We start from the raw sequence: 19,775 nt of genomic DNA, 5'->3' as shown, positions 1-19,775 counted from the left end.
GTGCGGCACGCGGTTCGAAGGTGTACATGATGGATGTATGGCCATTGAAGACCTGATTTCATCCGTGCCCACCGGGCTGTGGATCGGCGGTGAGGAGCGCGCGGCCTCGTCGACGTTCGACGTGCTCGACCCCAGTGACGACCATGTGCTCGCGTCCGTCGCCAACGCGACGGCCGACGACGCGACCGCCGCGCTCGACGCGGCGTGCGCCGTACAGGCCGACTGGGCCGCGACGCCACCGCGAGAACGCGGGGAGATCCTGCGTTCGGTGTTCGAGAAGATCACCGAACGGGCCGACGACATCGCGGCGCTGATGACGCTCGAGATGGGCAAGGTGCTCGCCGAGAGCAAGGGCGAGGTCAAGTACGGCGCCGAGTTCTTCCGATGGTTTGCCGAGGAGGCGGTCCGCATCGACGGCCGCTTCCAGACCAGCCCGGCCGGTACGGGCCGCATCCTGGTCACCAAGCAGGCCGTCGGCCCGTGTTACGCCATCACGCCGTGGAACTTCCCGCTCGCCATGGGCACCCGCAAGATGGGGCCCGCGTTTGCCGCGGGTTGCACCATGATCGTCAAGCCCGCGCAGGAAACCCCGCTGACCATGCTGCTGCTGGCCAAGCTCATGGACGAGGCCGGCCTGCCCAAGGGCGTGCTGTCGGTGCTGCCGACCAACGATGCGCGCGGTGTCTCGACCGCGCTCATCGACGACGGCCGGCTCCGGAAGCTGACCTTCACGGGCTCGACAGGTGTCGGCAAGGCACTGGTCAAGCAGTCGGCCGACAAGCTGCTGCGCACGTCGATGGAGTTGGGCGGCAACGCGCCGTTCATCGTGTTCGACGACGCCGACGTCGACGCCGCGGTGGAAGGCGCCGTGCTGGCCAAGATGCGCAACGGCGGTGAGGCCTGCACTGCGGCCAACCGGTTCCACGTCGCCAACAGTGTTCGCGAGGAGTTCACCGACAAGCTGGTGAAGCGCATGAGCGAGTTCACGCTCGGCAAGGGCATCGACCCGTCGTCCACATTGGGTCCGCTCATCAATTCCAATCAGGTCGCCACGGTCACCGAACTGGTTTCCGACGCGGTGTCGCGCGGCGCGACCGTCGCGGTCGGCGGCGTCGCCCCGGGTGGTCCCGGCAACTTCTACCCGGCCACCGTGCTGACCGATGTGCCCGCCGACGCCCGCATCCTCAAGGAGGAGGTGTTCGGGCCCGTCGCGCCGATCACCGGATTCGACACCGAGGAAGAGGGGCTCAAGGCCGCCAACGACACCGAATACGGCTTGGCTGCCTACGTTTTCACGCAGTCGCTGGATCGGGCCCTGCGGGTGGCCGAGGCCATCGAGTCCGGCATGGTCGGGATCAACCGCGGCGTCATCTCCGATCCGGCGGCCCCGTTCGGCGGCATCAAGGAGTCCGGCTTCGGCCGCGAGGGCGGCACCGAGGGCATCGACGAGTACCTCGACACCAAATACATCGCGTTGACGAAGTAGGCCACGTCACCAAATAGCGCGAACAGTCGCGAAAGTCCCCCGACACGCCGGTGTCGGGGGACTTTGGCGTCTGCTCGCCGGAGATAGTGTTGTCGTTCAACGCCAGACGGGAGGGCATGGACGTGACTGCGGCAGGCGCTGCCGTTCGACGTCGGACGATCCCTGCCCGTCGCGAAATCCCTGCGCTCGACGGCATCCGCGCCATTGCGGTGCTGCTCGTGTTGGCCGGCCACGCCGGGGTGCCCGGCATGGCGGGCGGTTTCATCGGTGTCGACGTCTTCTTCGTGCTCAGCGGATTCCTCATCACGTCGCTGTTGCTCGACGAGTTCAGCCGGACCGACCGCGTCGACCTCAAGAGCTTCTGGGTCCGCAGGGCGCGCCGACTCTTGCCCGCGATGATCGTGATGACACTCGCGGTGGTCGCGGCGCGAGACCTGTTCCCGCCCGAAGCTGTCGCGTCGCTGCGTGATGACGCCGTCGCCGCGTTCTTCTGGATTGCCAACTGGGTCTTCGTCGCCCAGCAGACCGACTACTTCACCCAGGGCGCGACGCCGTCACCGCTGCAGCACACCTGGTCCCTGGGTGTCGAAGAGCAGTACTACCTGCTGTGGCCGCTGCTGCTGGTGGGCGCCATCCTGCTGATGCGCCGGCGTTCGGTGCGGGCGGTGCGCATGACGGTCTTCGCGATCGCGACCGTCGGTGTCGTCGCGTCGGCCGCCGAGGCGATCCTCATGGTGAATCCCGAGTCGCTCAACCGCGTGTACTTCGGCACCGACACCCGGGCCCAGGCATTGCTGGTCGGGGCCGCGGCGGCGGCGCTGCTCGTGCGGGACTGGTCGGCGCTCACGGTCTCGGGCACCTTGATCCGAACCCGTTGGCGGCGCTGGATCGCGTGGGTGCTGCCGGTGTTCGGCATCGCGGTGCTCGCGGCGGCCACGCATTTCGCGACGGGCGACGCCCGCGATTTCCGGCACGGGCTGCTGATCGTCGTGGCCGTGGGCGCGATCCTGCTGGTCGCGCCCGTCGCGCTCGACCAGGACGGGTACGTCGCACGTGCCCTGGCCTGGCGGCCGCTGGTCGCCCTCGGCGCCATCTCCTATGGCGTCTACCTGTGGCATTGGCCGATCTTCCTGATCCTCAACGGCGAACGCACGGGGCTGACCGGGTGGTCGCTCATGGCGTTGCGGTTCGGGGTCACGATCGCGGTGTCGGCGCTGTCGTGGTGGGCGATCGAGCAGCCCGTACGGCGGTGGCGCCCGACCCATGTGCCGATGCTGCGGCTCGCGGCCGCGACGGTGGCCACCGCGGCCGTCGTCACGACAGTCGTCATCCCGGTGGGCGGCCGCCCCGCGCAGCCACCCGGACCCGACGTCATGTCGACGGCGCTCACCGGGGTCGACGTCGGCGCAGAGGTACCCGTCGCGGTCGGCTCGCCGCCCGCGCGGCGCGCCCCCGGCACCCAGACGGTCGCGGTGTTCGGTGACTCGGTGGCGTGGACACTCATGCGCTATCTGCCGAAGACGCCGGGTTTCAGCTTCAGCGACTACACCACGATCGGCTGCGGGATCACCCGCGGCGGGCCCTACCGCTCGGCGGGGGAGACCCTCAACCAGAAGCCCGAGTGCGACACCTGGCCGGAACGCTGGACCCAGCGCATCAAGCACGACCGCCCGGACACCGTGCTGTTGATGATCGGCCGCTGGGAGATCGTCGACCGCGTGCACGACGGAAACTGGACGCACATCGGCGACGATGCGTACGACACGTATCTGCAGGGCGAGCTGCAGCGCGCGTTGGACATCCTGTCCTCGACCGGGGCCAAGGTCGTGGTGACCACCGCGCCGTACAACCGCCGCGGCGAACGGGCCGACGGCAGCCTCTACCCCGAGGACCAGCCGGCGCGCGTGCAGGAGTGGAACTCGTTGCTGCGCAAGGTGGCTGCCAAGCGGCCGAACGTTTCGGTGCTCGACTTCAACGCCAAGCTCAACCCGGGCGGCTCCTACACCGCGAAGGTCGACGGCATCCGGATGCGTAGTGACGGCGTGCACCCGACTGCCGAGGCCGTCAAGTGGCTCACGCCGTGGCTGCTCGACTCTCTATCTTCCCCGGCTTCCCCGGTTTCCCCGCGGAACGGAATTCCCGGTCGTTAAATCGGCGGCGCAGCAACCGGGAATGCAGTTTCGCGGGGGATGACGGCAGCGTGTCGGAGCGGCCGAGCAGGATCCGACGGCATGGGCACGATTTTCCTGGGCAGCGAAGCGTTGGCTCGCGGCGAACTCACTCGTGGTCGACTGCGGTCGGCGTATCGGCCGATTTTTCCCGACGTCTATCAACCGCGGATGGCGGAGCCGTCGCTGTACGGCAACACCGTGGGCGCCTGGTTGTGGTCCAAGCGACGAGGCGTGATCACCGGACGTGCCGCCTCGGCTCTGCATGGTGCGAAATGGGTGGACGCCGACGCCCCGATCGAACTGATCTGGCAGAACCATCGCCCGCCGCGAGGCATCATCACCCACAACGACCGCTTCACCTGTGACGATGTCGTCGAGATCAACGGTATGGCGGTCGCGACGATTCAGCGGACGGCATTGGACCTCGGCCGGTTCCTGCCTCGGGGAGCCGCCATCGAACACCTCGACGCGCTTGCCAGAGCGACCGGCCTGGCAGCCGATCACGTCATGCCGCTCGTCGATGAATTCCGCGGTGCTCATGGCGTGCGTCGGTGCCGCGAAGCCCTGGCCGTGATGGATGCCGGTGCGCAGTCGCCGAGGGAAACGTGGCTGCGCCTGCTGCTCATCGACGCGGGATATGCCCGACCCGAGACCCAGATTCCGGTGCTCGACGAGAACGGCTTCGAGTTCGCCTACCTGGACATGGGGTGGGAGGACGTCATGATCGCTGTCGAGTACGACGGCGATCACCACCGCACCGATCGCACCACCTATGCGTGGGACGTCATCAGGCTCCGGAAAATCCAGCGCGCGGGCTGGCTGCATGTCCGCGTCATAAAAGAGGATCGTCCGCACGACATCCTCGATCGGGTGAGGGCAGCCTGGGTCCGTCGCCAGACGGAGGGCAGGGTTGCTTAGTGCCCGGTTTTACCGCCGGGAATGCAGTTTCGCGGAGAAAGCGGAGAGCTAGTGTCCCAGGCGGCCGCGGCCGAGGCGCAGCAACAGCATGGCGAGATCTTTGCCCTCGGGACCGAGCACGCTGTAGCGCTCGATGACCTTCATCTCGCGGCTGTGCACCAGCCGGGTGCCACCGGAGGCCATGCGGGCCTTCCCGATCTCCTTGGACACCTCGGTACGCCGCTGGATCGCGGCCAGGATGGTGGCGTCGAGTTCGTCGATCTCGCGACGCAGGTCATCGATCTCAGGCACGGTTTCGATCGTCTCAGTCATGGTGGGCTCCTCGTTGTGCGGGGGTCTCATTCCGGTTCCGGGCCTCACACAAGAGACGAGCCCCGGATCCGGATGCGGACCGCGGGGCTGGAAGGGATGCAGCTAAACCACGGCGCACGCGAGGAGCAGATCAAAGCCCCGTACCGCAGGCCGGTATCCGTAGAAAAATCGCCGCTGCTCGGTGAGCACGTATTCGAGTGTGCCATTCCATGCTGTGCCTGCGCAAAGATTGTCGGCCGTGCGCGGTAGGTTTGGAACCGAGATGACTTCCCTTTCCGTGGCCACTGAAACCGACCAACTGCTCGAAGGCCTCAACCCGCAGCAGCGCGAGGCGGTGCTGCACGAGGGTTCGCCGCTGTTGATCGTGGCTGGCGCAGGTTCGGGCAAGACCGCCGTGTTGACCCGGCGCATCGCTTACCTGCTGGCCGCGCGCGAGGTCGGCGTCGGCCAGATCCTCGCGATCACGTTCACCAACAAGGCCGCGGCCGAGATGCGCGAACGCGTGGTACAGCTGGTGGGCCCGAAGGCCCGCAACATGTGGGTGTCGACGTTCCACTCCACGTGCGTGCGGATCCTGCGCAACCAGGCCTCGCTGCTGCCCGGGCTGAACTCCAACTTCTCGATCTACGACTCCGACGATTCCCGGCGCCTGCTGATGATGATCGGCAAGGACATGGGCCTGGACACCAAGCGGTACTCGCCGCGGCTGTTGGCCAACGGCATCTCCAACCTCAAAAACGAGCTGATCGGCCCCGAGCAGGCCGCCGCCGAGGCGTCGGAAGCCGAAGAGGAGATGGCCGGGATCATCGCGCAGGTGTACGGCGAGTACCAACGCCGGCTGCGCGCGGCCAACGCGCTCGATTTCGACGACCTGATCGGTGAGACGGTCGCGGTGCTGCAGGCCTTTCCGCAGATCGCGCAGTATTACCGCAGGCGCTTCCGGCACATCCTGGTCGACGAGTACCAGGACACCAACCACGCGCAGTACGTCCTGGTGCGTGAGCTGGTGGGCCACCATGTGTCCGAGGCCGATTCGGTGCCGCCCGCCGAACTGTGCGTGGTGGGTGACGCCGACCAGTCGATCTACGCGTTCCGCGGCGCGACGATCCGCAACATCGAGGACTTCGAGCGCGACTATCCCGACGCGACAACCATTCTGCTGGAACAGAATTACCGCTCCACCCAGACCATCCTCAACGCGGCCAACTCGGTCATCGCGCGCAACGCGGGCCGGCGCGAGAAGCGGCTGTGGACCGATGCCGGCGAAGGTGAGCTGATCGTCGGCTACGTCGCCGACAACGAGCACGACGAGGCCCGGTTCGTCGCCGAGGAGATCGACGCGCTGGCCGACAGCGCGGGCCTGAAATACGGTGACGTCGCGGTGTTCTACCGCACCAACAACTCGTCACGCGCGCTTGAGGAAGTGTTCATCCGCGCCGGCATACCGTACAAAGTCGTTGGCGGCGTGCGCTTTTACGAGCGTCGCGAGATTCGCGACATCGTCGCCTATCTGCGTGTGCTCGACAATCCCGGTGATTCGGTGAGCATGCGCCGCATCCTCAACACGCCGCGCCGCGGTATCGGTGACCGGGCCGAGGCGTGTGTCGCGGTGTACTCGGAGAACACGGGGCTGAGCTTCAACGAGGCTCTGCAGGCCGCCGCCGAGGGTCGGGTGCCGATGCTGAACACCCGCTCGGAGAAGGCCATCGCGTCGTTCGTCAAGATGCTCGACGATCTGCGCGGCAAGCTCGACGACGAGCTCGGCGACCTGGTCGAGGCGGTGCTGGAACGTACCGGTTACCGCCGTGAACTCGAGGCGTCGAGCGACCCGCAGGATCTGGCGCGGCTGGACAACCTCAACGAATTGGTCAGCGTCGCACACGAATTCAGCACTGACCTGGCCAACGCGCAGGCGCTGGCCGACGACGAGCCGGTCGACGAGGACATTCCCGACACCGGCGTGCTCGCGCAGTTCCTGGAGCGCGTGTCGTTGGTGGCCGACGCCGACGAGCTCCCCGAAGAGGGCGCCGGTGTGGTGACCATGATGACGCTGCACACCGCCAAGGGCCTTGAGTTCCCCGCGGTGTTCGTCACCGGCTGGGAGGACGGCATGTTCCCGCACATGCGGGCGCTGGGTGATCCGACCGAACTGTCCGAGGAACGCCGGCTGGCCTACGTCGGCATCACCCGGGCCCGGCAGCGGCTGTATCTGAGCCGCGCCAAGGTGCGCTCGTCGTGGGGGCAGCCCATGCTCAACCCGGAATCCCGCTTCCTGCGCGAGATTCCGCAGGAGCTGATCAACTGGCGGCGCATCGAACAGCCGTCGTCGCTCAGCGCGCCGATGGGCAACGCGGGTCGCTACGGCACACCACGTCCGTCGCCGTCTCGGCCCGCGCCCGCGCGCAACCGCCCGATCATCACGCTGGAGCCGGGCGACCGCGTCACCCACGACAAGTACGGTCTTGGCCGTGTCGAGGAAGTATCCGGGGTGGGAGAGTCGGCCATGTCGCTGATCGACTTCGGCAGCGCGGGCCGCGTCAAGCTCATGCACAATCACGCGCCGGTGCAGAAGCTCTAAGGGTTCCGGCGCAACGGTTTACAATGCGGTGCGGACCCGGTCGGCGGTATCCCTGGCCGCCTGACCGAGCGCGGCGAACTTGTCGGGTGTGATTCGGCTGCTGGGGCCTGATACCGAGAGGGCGCCGACGGGCGTGCCTTGGCTGTCGAGGATTGCGGCGCCGAGCGCGGTGATCCCCGTGCTGAGGCCCTCCTGGTTGATCGAATACCCGCGCTCGCGTATCTCATCGAGTGTCGCGCGCAGGGTTTCGGGATCGGTGATGGTGTTGTCGGTGCGCGGCGCGAGGTCGAGGCGCAGGTAGGTGTCGACGAAGTCGGGCGGGCTGGCGGCGAGGTACGCCAGCCCGGTCGCGGACGCGTGCATGGGAATTCGTGTGCCCAGCGTCAGGAATGCGCGTAACGGGTGCGCAGTGTCGAGGCGCTCAATGAGAACCAGTTCTCGGTCATCGGGCGCACACAGGTGGATGGTCTCGGTGGTGTCGAGTTGCAGCTGGTTGAGGAACGGCAGCGCGGCTTCCCTGATCGATTGATGATCGCGCGCCTGGCAACCGACCGAGAAGGCGCGATAAGTCAGGTTCCACCGGGTCGGCTGCGTGGTGGTGGATCTGAGCCAGCCGAGTTCCTGCAGTGTGAGCAGGCAGCGCTGGACCGTGCTCTTGGGTAGTTCGACCGCGCGGGTGAGGTCGGAGAGGCCTACGGGCTGAAGCTCTCCCACGGCTTCAAGCACCCGGAATGCGGATACGACGCTGTTCGTGGTCACGCGTCTCCTTGATTGACGGCGCCCGGCCTTGTGAGCTACCTTACACGCCACTGGTTCATCTGATAGACCACTGTGCCACACAGTGGACCGAATGGGAAGCCCTTCGAATCGGCTTCCCTGCGGAAGGACAAAGCAATGGCAATACAGTTGACGGCGCTCGCGCTGTTCGTCGCGGTTTTCGTGGTCGCCACCGTCCGGCGAGCACACATCGGAGTGTTGATGTTCGCGGCCGCATGCGGTGCCGGCATCTGGCTCGCCCACATGCCGATCGACGACGTCATCGCGGGCTTCCCACTCAGCATCCTGGTGCTGCTGGTGGGGGTGACGTATTTCTTCGGCATCGCTCACAGCAACGGGACCATCGACCGGATCATCGAGGCTGCGTTGGAGAAGGTCGGAGACCGGGAAGCCTTGTTGCCATTGGTGTTCTTCCTGCTGACGGGTGCCATCTCCGCGATGGGTTCGCCGTTGGGTGGATTGGTGATGGCGCCGGTGGGAATGCTGGTCGCCGACAAGCGCCGCATCGACCCGATGTTGATGGCGCTGTCGATGGGCACCGGTTTGAGTGCCGGAGCGTTCGCCCCGACCAGCCTGTTCGGCATCGTCACGTACGGCACTGCGCACGAGGCCGGCATCGACCTGAGTCCGATGCTGCTGTTCTCGGTCGCGCTCGCGGTCAACCTGGGGCTTCTCGTCGCCGCGTTCTGCATGTTCGGGGGACTGCGGCTGCTGCGGCCCGCCCCGGTGGATGCCGAGGTGGCCTCCAGGACTGAACAGATGGTCGGCGTCGGTGGATCCCGTTCGGGCGGCACGGGAGCTCAACCCGCTGCCGGCGATTTCGGTGCAACGCCGTCGTCGGAGCGAAAGCGATTCGCCCCGAACCAGATTGCCACCGTCGTGTGCATGCTCGGACTGGTGCTCGCGGTGACTGTGCTACCTCTGATGGGCTTCGATCCGGACATCGGGGTGCTCGGCTTCGCCTTCGGTGCGGTCCTGACGTTGATCGACCCGGATGCCGGTCGACAGGCCGTGACGAAGATCGACTGGTCGACAGTCCTGCTCGTCGGCGGAATCATCACCTATGTCGGAGTTCTCGACCACATGGGCGCGGTGGACCTACTCGGCGAATACGCCTCGCACATGAGCGTTCCATTGATCGCCGCGTTGTTCATCTGCCTGGTCGCCGGATTGGTGTCGGCGTTCGCCTCGACCACCGGCATGCTGGCCGCCCTTGTCCCGCTGGCTCTTCCGTTGGTGGCCACCGGCGGCATCCCCGGTTGGGCGCTGATCTGTGCGTTGGGTGTGTGCGCTTCGATCGTCGACGTCTCACCGTTCTCCACGGTCGGCGCCACCTACGTCGCATCCACCGTCGACGAGCAGCAGCGACCGCGTATGACACGCCTGCTCATGCGGTGGGGCCTGTCGATGGTCGTCATCGGACCTGTCCTCCTGGTCGGCGCCCTGGTCGGCCCCGGAACCCTGTTCTGAGCCCGAACCGTTGAACACCACACCGAACGGTGCCGTCGCGCTCACCGTCGACGACGGAATCGCGACCATCACCATCCACAACGCCGCGCGGGCGAATGCGTTGACCCGGGAGATGCTGACGGCCATGGGCGGCCACCTCGACGCCGTCGAGCGCAACCCGGCGGTAGCCGTCGTCGTCCTCACCGGCGCCGGCGGCAACTTCTGCGCCGGCCTGGATATTTCCGAATTCGCCCACAGCCACGAGAGACGCCTCGAAGACGACTTCGTCACGATCGAGGAAAAGCTGGCGCGATGCCGGAAGCCCACGATCGCCGCCGTCGCCGGTCACTGCATCGGCGGAGGAACCCAGTTGGCGGTGGCCTGCGATCTCCGGATCGCTGCGGAGCAAGCAAGTTTCGCCATCACACCGGCGAAATTGGGTCTCGTCTACCCGAGTAGTTCCATCGACCGGCTTGTCCGCATCATCGGACCCGCCGCCACCAAGCGGTTGATCTTCACTGCCGACCCGCTCACCGCGTCGACGGCCCGCCAATACGGACTGATCACCGACATCGCGCCCGAGGCGGAGTTCGACGCTGTGGTGCGCCGAATCGCATCAACCATCGCAACTCGGTCGCCGATGACGTTGGCAGCCGCAAAACAGATGACCGATGAAGCCGCCGCGCACGGCCGCGTATCAGATCAACTGGATCGGCACTGGCGAACCATGCCGAACCCAGACCTCGTCGCCGGACTTGCCGCGTTCACTGCGGGAAGAACAGCGCAGTTTCGAACAACATGACGAAAGTGACTGTTCCACCATGCTTCTGACCTCACTCGATCCTGCTGATGCAACGACGCACGACGTCGCCGATGCAATCACGGTGGGCACTGCGACGATGTCGCGGGCCGAGTTGCTGGACGCCGCAAGCGCACTCGGTGCCGAGCTACCCGCCCGGCAGCCCGTTGCGGTTTGTGCTGCGCCGACACTGGATACGGTCGTCGCCGTCACGGCGTGTGTGCTCGCCGGTGTTCCTGTGGTACCGATCTCCCCGGACTCCGGTCCTGTCGAGCTCCAACACATTCTCGGCGACGCCAGGGTGACGTGCTGGGCGGGGCCTGCGCATCCTGCCTCGGACCTGCCGGCTGTGGCGGTGCCGCATGGCCGCAAGGGCGGACAGCGTTGCGCTACAACACCGTCCAGCGACGACATCGCGATGATCCTGTACACCTCGGGGACGACAGGCGCGCCAAAGGGGGTCAATCTCAGCCATCGGGCATTGGCCGCGGGGATCGATGCGGTCGCCGATGCCTGGCAATGGACCCCGTCCGACACGGTCGTGCATGGGCTGCCTCTTTTCCACATGCACGGCCTCGTACTCGGTGTCCTCGGATCACTGCGGATCGGCTCACGCGTCGTGCACACCGGTAAGCCACGGCCCGAGAACTACGCCGCCGCAACCGGGACAATGTATTTCGGCGTACCCACCGTGTGGTCGCGCATCGCCGCTGACGTGACGTCGGCACGTGCATTGCGGCACGCCCGGCTCTTGGTGTCCGGCAGCGCACCGCTGCCCGTCCCGGTGTTCGACAGCGTCGCCGAACTCACCGGCATCGCACCCGTCGAGCGATACGGCATGAGCGAGACCATGATCACGCTGAGTTCCCGCGCTGACGGCGAGCGGCGCCCGGGCTGGGTCGGCGAACCGCTGCGCGGCGTGCAAACCCGCATCCGCACCGAGGGCGGCGAGATCGTGCAGCGCGACGGCGAAAGCATTGGCCGCCTTGAAGTCCGCGGGCCGATGCTGTTCGATGGCTACCTCAACCTTCCCGAAGTGACCACGGCGGCGTGGACCGACGACGGCTGGTTCAGGACCGGTGACATCGCCGCGATCGACACGGCCGGATTCCACCGCATCGTCGGCCGTGAGTCGGTCGACTTGATCAAGTCGGGCGGCTACCGCATCGGTGCGGGCGAAGTCGAGGCGGCCTTGCTCTCTCATCCCGCGGTGCGGGAGGTCGCCGTGGTCGGAAAGGCCGATCTAGACCTGGGGCAGCGCATCGTCGCCTACGTCGTCGCCGACCACGATGTCCGCACGAAACTCGATGAGTCGTTGATCGACTTCGTCGCGACGCGACTGTCCCACCACAAACGACCGCGCGAAGTGGTCTTCCTGGAGGAACTGCCACGCAATGCCATGGGCAAGGTGCAGAAGAAGCTGCTGGCCATGTGACGGGTTGTGGAATCGACGTCTGGCGTACTCAGGCCTGGGAAGCGCCTGTGTGATTCCACGGTCCGTCGACCACCACCGCGGGCACCGGCAGCCGAGACTCGGGCAGCGGTGGGACGGAAGCCAGCACCGGATTCTTGTCCAGCCGCGCACCTGCCGTGCGTCCGGCGCCCCAGCCGATCAGCTCGCGGTACTCCCCGAACAACCCGGCCGCGGCGACGGCCTCCACCGAGGCATGCGGGCTGCCCGGCCCGACGGGTTCCGCAACCGGTGAAACATACAGCGCGTCGACGGGGCAGTACGCCTCACACATGAAGCAGGTCTGACAGTCCGCCTGCCGGGCGATCACGGGCACTCCGTCGGTGCCACGGTCGAAAACATCTGTGGGGCACACCTTTATACAGATATCGCACGCGATGCAGGCCGTCGTGCTGACGATCTCGATCATGCCGCCGACTCTGACGAGACGAGCCGAGGGGCAACGGGGTCCGGTGCGGTCCAGACGTCGGCCAGGCCACCAACGAGGATCCGGTGGTCGAACGCGCCGTCCGCGGCGGGCAGATCCTCGCGGCGGTGCAGGCCGCGGGTCTCGGCCCGGGCCAGCGACGACGCCGTGATCCACCGAGCCGCCGCCACCAGGGCCTCGGCCTGACGCGGCCGGTAGGCATCGCGCGCGGAAACCGGTGCGAAGCCCTCGGAGATGTCGCGCCACAACGTCTCCAGCGCCGCGGCGGAATCCCGCAGCCGGTCCTGAGACTTGAGGTAGCTGCGCAACGGGGGCAGGACGTGGGCCTGCGCGGCGCGGATCACCTCGTCGGCGCTTGGCCCGCCGGTGCGGGACGGGCGTGCCGGGAGAGTGACGGCGGGGCCGGCGCTGCGGCCGCGGCTGAACTCCGCGGCACCGCGGCCCGCGAACGTCCCTGACGCGATCGCCCACGACCCGTTGCGGCTGCCGCCGCCGGACAGCGCCCCGGTGATGAGCTCGCGGGTTGCCGCGTCTCCCGCGGCGTAGAGCCCGGGAACGGTTGTCGCGCAATCAGGTCCGACCAGTCGCAGCCCGCCGGTGCCGCGGATGGACCCCTCGTAGACCATGCGGATCGGGTAGGCCGTGGTGAACGGGTCGATCCCGGCCTTGTCGAGCGGCAGGAAGTAGTTGGGCTGCGCATCGCGCATGGTCTGGCGGATGTGCCCGGGCGCGCGATCCAGCCGGGCGAACACGCGCTTGCCCTGCGCGAGTTCCCACTGGGCGTCCTGGCGGCCGGCCAGGCCGGGTCGCGAGGCCAACCGCCGGCCGTGCTCGTCGTAGAAACTGGCCCACTGCAGCATGCGGCCCTTGGTGTGGGTACCCCACTCGGGGGCCAGCGCATAGGCGGTGCAGAACTCCATGCCGGACAGCTCGGCGTGATGTTCGGCGGCCATCAGCAGGCCGTCGCCGGTGTTGGTGTTGGTGCCGAACGTGCCGGACAGGAACGCCGTGCCCCCGCTGGCCAGCACGACGGCCCCGGCGCTGATCTGCCACGGCCGGCCGCCGTCCTGCCGGGCGATGCCGGTGGCGCCGTTGACGACGCCGTCGGGGTCGGCGGTCAAGGCCAGCGCGGGATGGTGGTCCAGGATGCGTACCCCGCTGCGGTGGGCTTTGCGACGCATGCGACGCATGTATTCCGGGCCCTGCAGGCTGCTGCGCATCGGCCGGCCGTCGTCACCGACCGGAAACGGGTAGCCCCAGTCGGCCAGCTGCTCGACGCGGTCCCACGACGTGGCCAGCACGCGGAACATCCACTCGGAGTCGGTGATCCGGCCCGCGGCCAGTTCGCGTTCGCGGACCGACTCTTCGCGGCGCGGGCCGGGCGCGATCAGCCACAGGTTGTTGCCGCCCGCGGCGGTGGCCCCGCTCGTGCCGCAATAACCCTTGTCCACCAGGACGACCCGGGCACCGCTCTCCACGGCGGAGATCGCCGCCCAGGTGGCGGCCGGGCCGCCACCGATGACCAGGACGTCGGTGCTCAGAGTGTCAGCCATGCCCCACCTCCTTGCGGACGCCGAGCTCGGCCAGCAGCGCACGGCGTAGCTCGTCGAACCCTGCGTCACCGCCGCGGCTACGCGGAAAGTCCAGTCCGACAGTCCGGTCCAGTGACACGCGACCGCCGGAGAGTACGACGACACGGTCGGCCAGCAGGATCGCCTCGTCGACGTCGTGCGTGACGTGCAGCACTGCCATGTGCCTGCGGGACCACAGCTCGTGCAGCAGCCGGTACATCTTGAGCCGCGTGAGTGCGTCGAGCGCGCCGAACGGTTCGTCGAGCAACAGCAGGTCCGGCTCGCGTACCAGCGCGCGGGCGAGTGAAACCCGTTGAGCCTCACCGCCGGAGAGCGACAACGGCCATGCCCGTACTTTGTCGGACAGCCCGACCTCGTCGAGTGCGGCGCGGGCGCGGGCCGAGCGGCTGGGGGCGTCGGGCCCGGCGTCGCGCAGGGCGAACGTGACGTTGGCCAACGCACGCCGCCACGGCAGCAGCCTGGGATTCTGGAAAACCACCGCGCGGGACCGCGGTGCCACGATCGATCCGGAGACCTGGTCGTCGAGCCCGGCCAGCGCCCGCAGTAGGGTGCTCTTGCCCGATCCGGACCGGCCCAGCATCGCGACGAACTCACCGTCGGCGATGTCCAGGTCGAGATCCTCGAGCACCTGCTGCGCGCCGAACGCGCGCCGCAACCCCCGGACCGTGACGACGGCTGGGCTCATGACACGCCTTCGAACCCGTTGCGCCACGACAACAACAACCGTTCGAGCACCCGCACCAACGTGTAGGACAACAAGCCTGCGACGGCGTAGATGACGATCACCAGCAGGGAAACGTCGAACTGCAGATTGGTCTGAGCGCGTGACATCAGAAAGCCGATGCCCTCGGTGGTGTTGATCATCTCGGCGAAGATCAGGCTGAGCCACGCGCTGGACAGCCCGAGGCGCAGGCCGACAAGGAAATTCGGCATCGCGCCCGGCAGGATCACCTGCGACACGAGCGTCGCCCGCCGAGCTTCCAAGGTCTGGGCCATCTCGACGAGTTGACGGTCGACGCCGCGGATCCCGGAGTAGGTGTTGATGTAGATCGCGATCGCCACGCCGGTCGTGATGAGCACGATCTTGGGGCCTTCGCCGATACCCATCCAGATGATCAACAGCGGCGTGAGCGCGAAATTCGGTACGGCCTTGAGGATTTGCATGCTCCAGTCCAGCAGATCCTCGCCGGTACGCGTGAGCCCCGCCGCGACCGCGAGCAGCACACCGATGAGTATGCCGAGCACCGTGCCGGTGAGCACCCTGGTGGCCGACGCACCGACATGCGTCGCGAGCTGACCGTCACCGAGCAGCCGCCACGCCGTGGCCGCGACATGCGTGGGTGCCGGGAACAGGTCGGGATTGAGCAGGCCGGTCGCCGCGCCGACGGCCCACGCGGCGAGAATCAGTGCGGGGCCCAGCAATCGGCGTACCGGGCGCGGAATCCGCGCCCACACGCCACGTCGGTGTCTGCGGCCTCCGACGACCTCGACCAGATCCGGTCCGGTGTCCCGGACCGCGGCGGTGCGCACGGCGGCCGTCATGACTTGGCACCCACCCAATCCCGCACCGAGTACTCGTTGTCGAACGAGCCGTCTGCGTTGAGGAAGTTGTACGCGGCTTCGAGCTGGTCGATACCTGCCTCGGGGAACGGCTCTGTGTTGAATTCCTCAACCCGCGTGGACTTCTGGACGTACTCGAACTTGGTGCCGTCGGTGTCGGCGACCCAGTGCAGGTAGTCGTCGAAGTTCTCGGCGATGTTGCGGTTGACTGCGGTGACGGCATCCTGCCACGCGTCGCGGAAGCCTGGATGCGCCTCGGTGAACGACGAAAGGGCGATGTTGGCCCCGGTGCTGCCGAAGCCGTGCCGAGCGAGGCTGTCGATTATCGGGAAGCCTTTCTCCTGCAGTTCGACGGCGCTGGCACCGCTGACGATCGTGGCGTCGATCTGCCCCGAACTCAGACCCGCGATGGACTCGGGTGTGGGGACGTCGCGCACCTGGATCTGGCCGGTGAGGCCTGCGGCGTCGATGAGTTGGCGTGCGGTGCGGTCGCGGATCGTGCCCTGCGGCGCAGTGATGGTCTTGCCGATCAGCCCGCGGATATCGGTGGGTCCGCCTTTGGCGCCCACCAACTGGTTGTCGCCGTTGATCGAATCCAGGGACAGGATAACGACTTTGGGGTCGCGGCTGCGGGCCCGCAGGGCCGGGTTGTCGCCGACCGCGGCGACGTCGACCGCGCCGGCAACCAGCGCCGAGACCACGTCGCTGCCGGACTGGAAGAACGAGTACTCGATCTTGTCGACGCCCGCGGCCTTGAGCTTCTCGGCCAGGATGCCCTGCCGGTCACCCCAGCCGAGTGAGCCCGCGGGTGTTCCGGTGACCGAGGTCGCACCGATGCGCAGGGTGAATCCCTTGCTGTCACCCGAGTTCGAGCAGGCCACTGCGGTGGCGACGATTGCCAGGGCCATGGCGGCGCGCAGAATTCGACTGAACATTCCTGTGGGCCTCCGGATCGGTGGTGGCGCGAGCGCACGCGAAATCCGATCCAGTACAGGTCATCACGGGTTTGCGGTCGATTGTTTGGATCAGCCTGACCGGAAGCTGTGAGCGCTCGCGTTCCACCTGCGCGTCGACGGCAGCAGGGTGAACAGGATGCTCGCGAGCGGAAGCACCGGCATGGCGTACACGACCGGGTGCACTCTGGCGCCCGCGATGAACAGGCTGCCGAAGATCAGCAAACCGATGATCGAGCCGACCACGATCAGGAGCCGTCCCATGCGGCGGCGGAGCAGCAAAGCAATCAGCCCACCGATGGTGGCGGCCGCCGAGATCGCGGCGAGGAACCCGATCGCGACGCAGAACAACCGGTCGGTGCGCCACCACCCCGCGATCAGGTCGGTGGCGATGAGCGCGGTAGCCCAACCGCTCAGGATGCTCACCACGGCCGCGACGATGGCGGTCCTGGGATTGGGCTGCCCGGCGCCGCGCGGGATCGCCACGGGCCGCGCGCGGGGGATGTAATCCCCCGCAAGCGGGCGGTGCCCCCACGTCTTGGTGTCGTCGACCGGGTGGCCGATCAGGCTCGTGCTGGGCTCGGCGTCGGCCGCGGCCGGTATGGCCCCGGTCGGGTGGCGCCGGATGATGCCCGTTTTGAGATCGCCCTGCGCGGGTAGTGGAGCGGAGTGCTGATTTTCGGGCTGACGCCGGATGATGCGGGTCTGATCGTCGGAGGGGCCGGGACGGCCGTTGGTTCCGGCGGTTTCGCTCACTCAGCCAACATAGCTGCCCGGGCTGAGCCCGCGCTTGGCCAGCCAGCCGACCGGGTCGATGCGGTCGGAGCCGTTGAGGAGAACCTCGAAGTGCAGGTGGGGGCCGGTGGAGTTACCCCGGTTGCCCATGGTGGCGATCTGGTCGCCTGCCATCACGCGCTCGCCGACGCTCACCAGCCACGTGTTGATGTGGCCGTAGAGCGTCACGGTGCCGTCGGAGTGCCGGATCTTCACCCACGCGCCGTAACCGGCCGTCGGGCCGACGTCGACGACGACGCCGTCGGACGCGGCGAGGATCGGGGTGCCGATCGAGTTGGCGATGTCGATGCCGCCGTGCAGCACGCCCCAGCGGTAACCGAAGCCCGACGTCCACACGCCCTTGGTCGGCATCACGAACAGCGGGCGGGCCAGGCGTGCCTCGCGCTCGGCGCGTTCCTGGGCGAAGGCCGCGGCCTTGGTGATCTCCTCGGCGTGGACCGACGAATCGTTGGTCGACGCGACCGAGACGATCTGCATGCCGTCGACCTTGCCGGTCACGGACACACCGCTCGCGGTGGTCTTGGCCGACGCGAGGACGGTGTCGGCGGGGTCGGCCTGGGCGCTCGTGTTGAGCGAATATGCGCCTGCGGCGGTCGCTCCCGCGGCCATCGCGGCGATCATCAGGCGGCTCTTGACGGGGCCGGTGGCCTCTTTGCGGTGGGCGCCGCCGCGGCGGCTGCCGATGTTGATGATGTCGGTGGCGGCCGTGCCGTCGCTGACATCGGTGTGGCTGTCGCGGTACGCGTAGCGGGACGGTCCCTCACTGCCGGACTTGGGGCGGAAGCGCGTGGGGACGGCCAGTTGTTCGGGCGTCAGGTCGTCGGTGTCGTGCATGTCGTCCAGCTCGGGGGCGTGGATGACCTGAGCCTCGCGGTCGAAGGCGGTGCAGTCACGGAAGTCGAGATCGGCCAGGTCGCCGAACTCGTTGAAGGGGATGATGTCGGTGATCTCCGCGGCGTCCAGCTCGTCGGACGACATGAATTTGCGGTCGCGAATCTTCGTCGAAACTCCTTGCGGAGATACGGACGAACGATGCTGCGGCAACCCGGGAAATCCTTCTCGTCGTGACCGGTCTGTTATGAGGACCAGAGGCACGTTAACCAAATCCCAATGATGGTGGCAACTTATGCGGCTATTCCGCCGCAGAATGTGATCTGTATCACCAGAGGGCCCCGGTGAGATCTACCACATCAGTGGTAGGCGGTGCCTACGGCTCACCCGGCGGTGGATAAAGTGCCTCCGGGCCCGTCAGAGGTACCGGACCGGGCGGCTTCGGAGCGCGTTCGAAGCCAAGCAGACGACACCGCCTAGCTAGGAAGCACATGGATCTTTTCGAATATCAGGCGAAAGAGCTGTTCGCCAAGCACAACGTTCCCACGACTCCCGGCCGGGTGACCGACTCTGCTGAGGACGCCAAGGCGATCGCCGAGGAGATCGGCCGCCCCGTGATGGTGAAGGCGCAGGTCAAGGTCGGCGGCCGTGGCAAGGCCGGTGGTGTCAAGTACGCCGCGACGCCCGATGACGCGTTCACGCACGCACAGAACATTCTCGGCCTCGACATCAAGGGCCACATCGTCAAGAAGTTGCTGGTGGCCGAGGCGAGCGACATCGCCGAGGAGTACTACATCTCCTTCCTGCTCGACCGCGCCAACCGGACCTACCTCGCAATGTGCTCGGTCGAGGGTGGCATGGAGATCGAGGAAGTCGCCGCGACCAAGCCCGACCGGCTGGCCAAGGTGCCCGTCGACGCCGTCAAGGGTGTCGACCTGGCGTTCGCCCGGTCCATCGCCGAGCAGGGCCACCTGCCGGCCGAGGTGCTCGACGCCGCCGCGGTGACCATCCAGAAGCTGTGGGAGGTGTTCGTCAAGGAGGACGCCACCCTGGTCGAGGTCAACCCGCTGGTGCGCACGCCTGACGATCAGATCCTTGCTTTGGACGGCAAGGTCACGCTCGACGCCAACGCCGACTTCCGCCAGCCCGGGCACGCCGAGTTCGAGGACAAGGACGCCACCGATCCGCTCGAGCTCAAGGCCAAGGAGAACGACCTCAACTACGTCAAGCTCGATGGCCAGGTCGGCATCATCGGCAACGGCGCAGGTCTGGTCATGTCGACGCTCGACGTGGTCGCCTACGCCGGTGAGAAGCACAACGGCGTGAAGCCGGCAAACTTCCTCGACATCGGTGGCGGCGCGTCGGCCGAGGTGATGGCCAACGGGCTCGACGTCATCCTGAACGACAGCCAGGTCAAGAGCGTTTTCGTCAACGTCTTCGGTGGCATCACCGCGTGTGACGCGGTCGCCAACGGCATCGTCAAGGCGCTGCAGATCCTCGGCGACGAGGCCAACAAGCCGCTCGTGGTTCGTCTCGACGGCAACAACGTCGAAGAGGGCCGACGCATCCTCGCCGAGGCAAACCACCCCCTGGTCATCCAGGCCGAGACCATGGACGCCGGTGCCGACAAGGCCGCCGAGCTGGCCAATAAGTAAG

At 67.2% G+C, this 19,775-nt stretch carries 17 protein-coding genes; 8 read left to right on the top strand and 9 right to left on the bottom strand.

Annotated elements, in window-relative coordinates:
• Window positions 1-37: 37 nt before the first annotated feature.
• The 3 genes from G6N67_RS04485 to G6N67_RS04475 all read left to right on the top strand — a co-directional run bounded on the left by G6N67_RS04485 (window position 38) and on the right by G6N67_RS04475 (window position 4,575).
• On the top strand, window positions 38-1,486 hold the full coding sequence (locus tag G6N67_RS04485) for an NAD-dependent succinate-semialdehyde dehydrogenase (protein ID WP_036433945.1): 1,449 nt from the start codon (window positions 38-40) through the stop codon (window positions 1,484-1,486).
• A 116-nt stretch (window positions 1,487-1,602) separates the two neighbouring features.
• Entirely contained in the window at window positions 1,603-3,636 is a 2,034-nt protein-coding gene (locus tag G6N67_RS04480) for an acyltransferase family protein (RefSeq protein ID WP_036433947.1), read from the top strand.
• Between the two features lie 81 nt (window positions 3,637-3,717).
• Window positions 3,718-4,575, top strand: a complete 858-nt coding sequence (locus G6N67_RS04475; protein WP_036433949.1) for a putative endonuclease domain-containing protein — start codon at window positions 3,718-3,720, stop codon at window positions 4,573-4,575.
• Window positions 4,576-4,623: 48 nt separating this feature from the next.
• On the opposite strand, the gene G6N67_RS04470 is transcribed toward G6N67_RS04475, so the two are convergent.
• On the bottom strand, window positions 4,624-4,887 hold the full coding sequence (locus tag G6N67_RS04470; RefSeq protein ID WP_036433951.1) for a chorismate mutase: 264 nt from the start codon (window positions 4,885-4,887) through the stop codon (window positions 4,624-4,626).
• 262 nt (window positions 4,888-5,149) lie between these two features.
• Here G6N67_RS04470 and pcrA point away from each other — a divergent pair, with 262 nt between their 5' ends.
• Complete coding sequence (pcrA, locus tag G6N67_RS04465) at window positions 5,150-7,465, top strand: DNA helicase PcrA (protein ID WP_036433953.1); 2,316 nt, start codon at window positions 5,150-5,152, stop codon at window positions 7,463-7,465.
• 18 nt (window positions 7,466-7,483) lie between these two features.
• On the opposite strand, the gene G6N67_RS04460 is transcribed toward pcrA, so the two are convergent.
• Window positions 7,484-8,224, bottom strand: coding sequence for an IclR family transcriptional regulator (locus G6N67_RS04460; RefSeq protein ID WP_036433955.1), 741 nt, complete (start codon window positions 8,222-8,224; stop codon window positions 7,484-7,486).
• Between the two features lie 135 nt (window positions 8,225-8,359).
• Here G6N67_RS04460 and G6N67_RS04455 point away from each other — a divergent pair, with 135 nt between their 5' ends.
• Genes G6N67_RS04455 through G6N67_RS04445 form a run of 3 tightly spaced genes read left to right on the top strand, consistent with a single transcriptional unit; the run spans window position 8,360 to window position 11,925 of the window.
• Complete coding sequence (locus G6N67_RS04455; RefSeq protein ID WP_036433957.1) at window positions 8,360-9,712, top strand: SLC13 family permease; 1,353 nt, start codon at window positions 8,360-8,362, stop codon at window positions 9,710-9,712.
• Between the two features lie 10 nt (window positions 9,713-9,722).
• Window positions 9,723-10,493 carry an enoyl-CoA hydratase/isomerase family protein gene (locus G6N67_RS04450; protein WP_036433959.1) on the top strand — a complete coding sequence of 257 codons (771 nt, stop codon included), beginning with the start codon at window positions 9,723-9,725 and terminating at the stop codon, window positions 10,491-10,493.
• Between the two features lie 19 nt (window positions 10,494-10,512).
• Window positions 10,513-11,925, top strand: a complete 1,413-nt coding sequence (locus G6N67_RS04445; RefSeq protein ID WP_036433961.1) for an acyl-CoA synthetase — start codon at window positions 10,513-10,515, stop codon at window positions 11,923-11,925.
• Between the two features lie 28 nt (window positions 11,926-11,953).
• Here the strand turns inward: G6N67_RS04445 and G6N67_RS04440 are convergent, their stop codons facing one another.
• The 7 genes from G6N67_RS04440 to G6N67_RS04410 form a co-directional block, all read right to left on the bottom strand.
• Window positions 11,954-12,370, bottom strand: coding sequence for a 4Fe-4S dicluster domain-containing protein (locus G6N67_RS04440; protein ID WP_036433963.1), 417 nt, complete (start codon window positions 12,368-12,370; stop codon window positions 11,954-11,956).
• Window positions 12,367-13,941 carry an FAD-dependent oxidoreductase gene (locus G6N67_RS04435; RefSeq protein WP_036433965.1) on the bottom strand — a complete coding sequence of 525 codons (1,575 nt, stop codon included), beginning with the start codon at window positions 13,939-13,941 and terminating at the stop codon, window positions 12,367-12,369. The genes G6N67_RS04440 and G6N67_RS04435 overlap by 4 nt, the downstream gene beginning before the upstream one ends.
• Window positions 13,934-14,665, bottom strand: a complete 732-nt coding sequence (locus G6N67_RS04430; protein ID WP_036433967.1) for an ABC transporter ATP-binding protein — start codon at window positions 14,663-14,665, stop codon at window positions 13,934-13,936. Before G6N67_RS04430 ends, G6N67_RS04435 begins: the two co-directional genes overlap by 8 nt.
• On the bottom strand, window positions 14,662-15,522 hold the full coding sequence (locus tag G6N67_RS04425; protein WP_036433969.1) for an ABC transporter permease: 861 nt from the start codon (window positions 15,520-15,522) through the stop codon (window positions 14,662-14,664). Before G6N67_RS04425 ends, G6N67_RS04430 begins: the two co-directional genes overlap by 4 nt.
• Window positions 15,519-16,475, bottom strand: coding sequence for an ABC transporter substrate-binding protein (locus G6N67_RS04420; protein WP_036433971.1), 957 nt, complete (start codon window positions 16,473-16,475; stop codon window positions 15,519-15,521). The genes G6N67_RS04425 and G6N67_RS04420 overlap by 4 nt, the downstream gene beginning before the upstream one ends.
• Before the next feature lie 90 nt (window positions 16,476-16,565).
• Window positions 16,566-17,249, bottom strand: coding sequence for a hypothetical protein (locus G6N67_RS04415; RefSeq protein ID WP_036433973.1), 684 nt, complete (start codon window positions 17,247-17,249; stop codon window positions 16,566-16,568).
• On the bottom strand, window positions 17,250-18,332 hold the full coding sequence (locus G6N67_RS04410; protein WP_036433975.1) for a M23 family metallopeptidase: 1,083 nt from the start codon (window positions 18,330-18,332) through the stop codon (window positions 17,250-17,252).
• A gap of 278 nt (window positions 18,333-18,610) precedes the next feature.
• Between G6N67_RS04410 and sucC the strand changes: the two genes are divergently transcribed.
• The gene (gene sucC, locus G6N67_RS04405; RefSeq protein WP_036433977.1) at window positions 18,611-19,774 is read left to right on the top strand and encodes an ADP-forming succinate--CoA ligase subunit beta; all 1,164 of its coding nucleotides are present in this window, start codon (window positions 18,611-18,613) and stop codon (window positions 19,772-19,774) included.
• Window position 19,775 lies beyond the last annotated feature (1 nt).

Origin of the sequence: Mycolicibacterium mageritense (assembly GCF_010727475.1) — a bacterium.
Taxonomy (GTDB): Bacteria; Actinomycetota; Actinomycetes; order Mycobacteriales; family Mycobacteriaceae; genus Mycobacterium; species Mycobacterium mageritense.
Note: the sequence above shows the minus strand (reverse complement) of the source record. Positions and strands in the feature narration are given on the sequence as shown.

Coding starts and splice junctions, on each gene's coding strand:
- G6N67_RS04420 (WP_036433971.1), bottom strand. CDS start 16,475: ATGTTCAGTCGAATTCTGCGCGCCGCCATGGCCCTGGCAATCGTCGCC.
- G6N67_RS04470 (WP_036433951.1), bottom strand. CDS start 4,887: ATGACTGAGACGATCGAAACCGTGCCTGAGATCGATGACCTGCGTCGC.
- pcrA (WP_036433953.1), top strand. CDS start 5,150: ATGACTTCCCTTTCCGTGGCCACTGAAACCGACCAACTGCTCGAAGGC.
- sucC (WP_036433977.1), top strand. CDS start 18,611: ATGGATCTTTTCGAATATCAGGCGAAAGAGCTGTTCGCCAAGCACAAC.
- G6N67_RS04485 (WP_036433945.1), top strand. CDS start 38: ATGGCCATTGAAGACCTGATTTCATCCGTGCCCACCGGGCTGTGGATC.
- G6N67_RS04440 (WP_036433963.1), bottom strand. CDS start 12,370: ATGATCGAGATCGTCAGCACGACGGCCTGCATCGCGTGCGATATCTGT.
- G6N67_RS04430 (WP_036433967.1), bottom strand. CDS start 14,665: ATGAGCCCAGCCGTCGTCACGGTCCGGGGGTTGCGGCGCGCGTTCGGC.
- G6N67_RS04455 (WP_036433957.1), top strand. CDS start 8,360: ATGGCAATACAGTTGACGGCGCTCGCGCTGTTCGTCGCGGTTTTCGTG.
- G6N67_RS04475 (WP_036433949.1), top strand. CDS start 3,718: ATGGGCACGATTTTCCTGGGCAGCGAAGCGTTGGCTCGCGGCGAACTC.
- G6N67_RS04480 (WP_036433947.1), top strand. CDS start 1,603: ATGGACGTGACTGCGGCAGGCGCTGCCGTTCGACGTCGGACGATCCCT.
- G6N67_RS04435 (WP_036433965.1), bottom strand. CDS start 13,941: ATGGCTGACACTCTGAGCACCGACGTCCTGGTCATCGGTGGCGGCCCG.
- G6N67_RS04445 (WP_036433961.1), top strand. CDS start 10,513: ATGCTTCTGACCTCACTCGATCCTGCTGATGCAACGACGCACGACGTC.
- G6N67_RS04425 (WP_036433969.1), bottom strand. CDS start 15,522: ATGACGGCCGCCGTGCGCACCGCCGCGGTCCGGGACACCGGACCGGAT.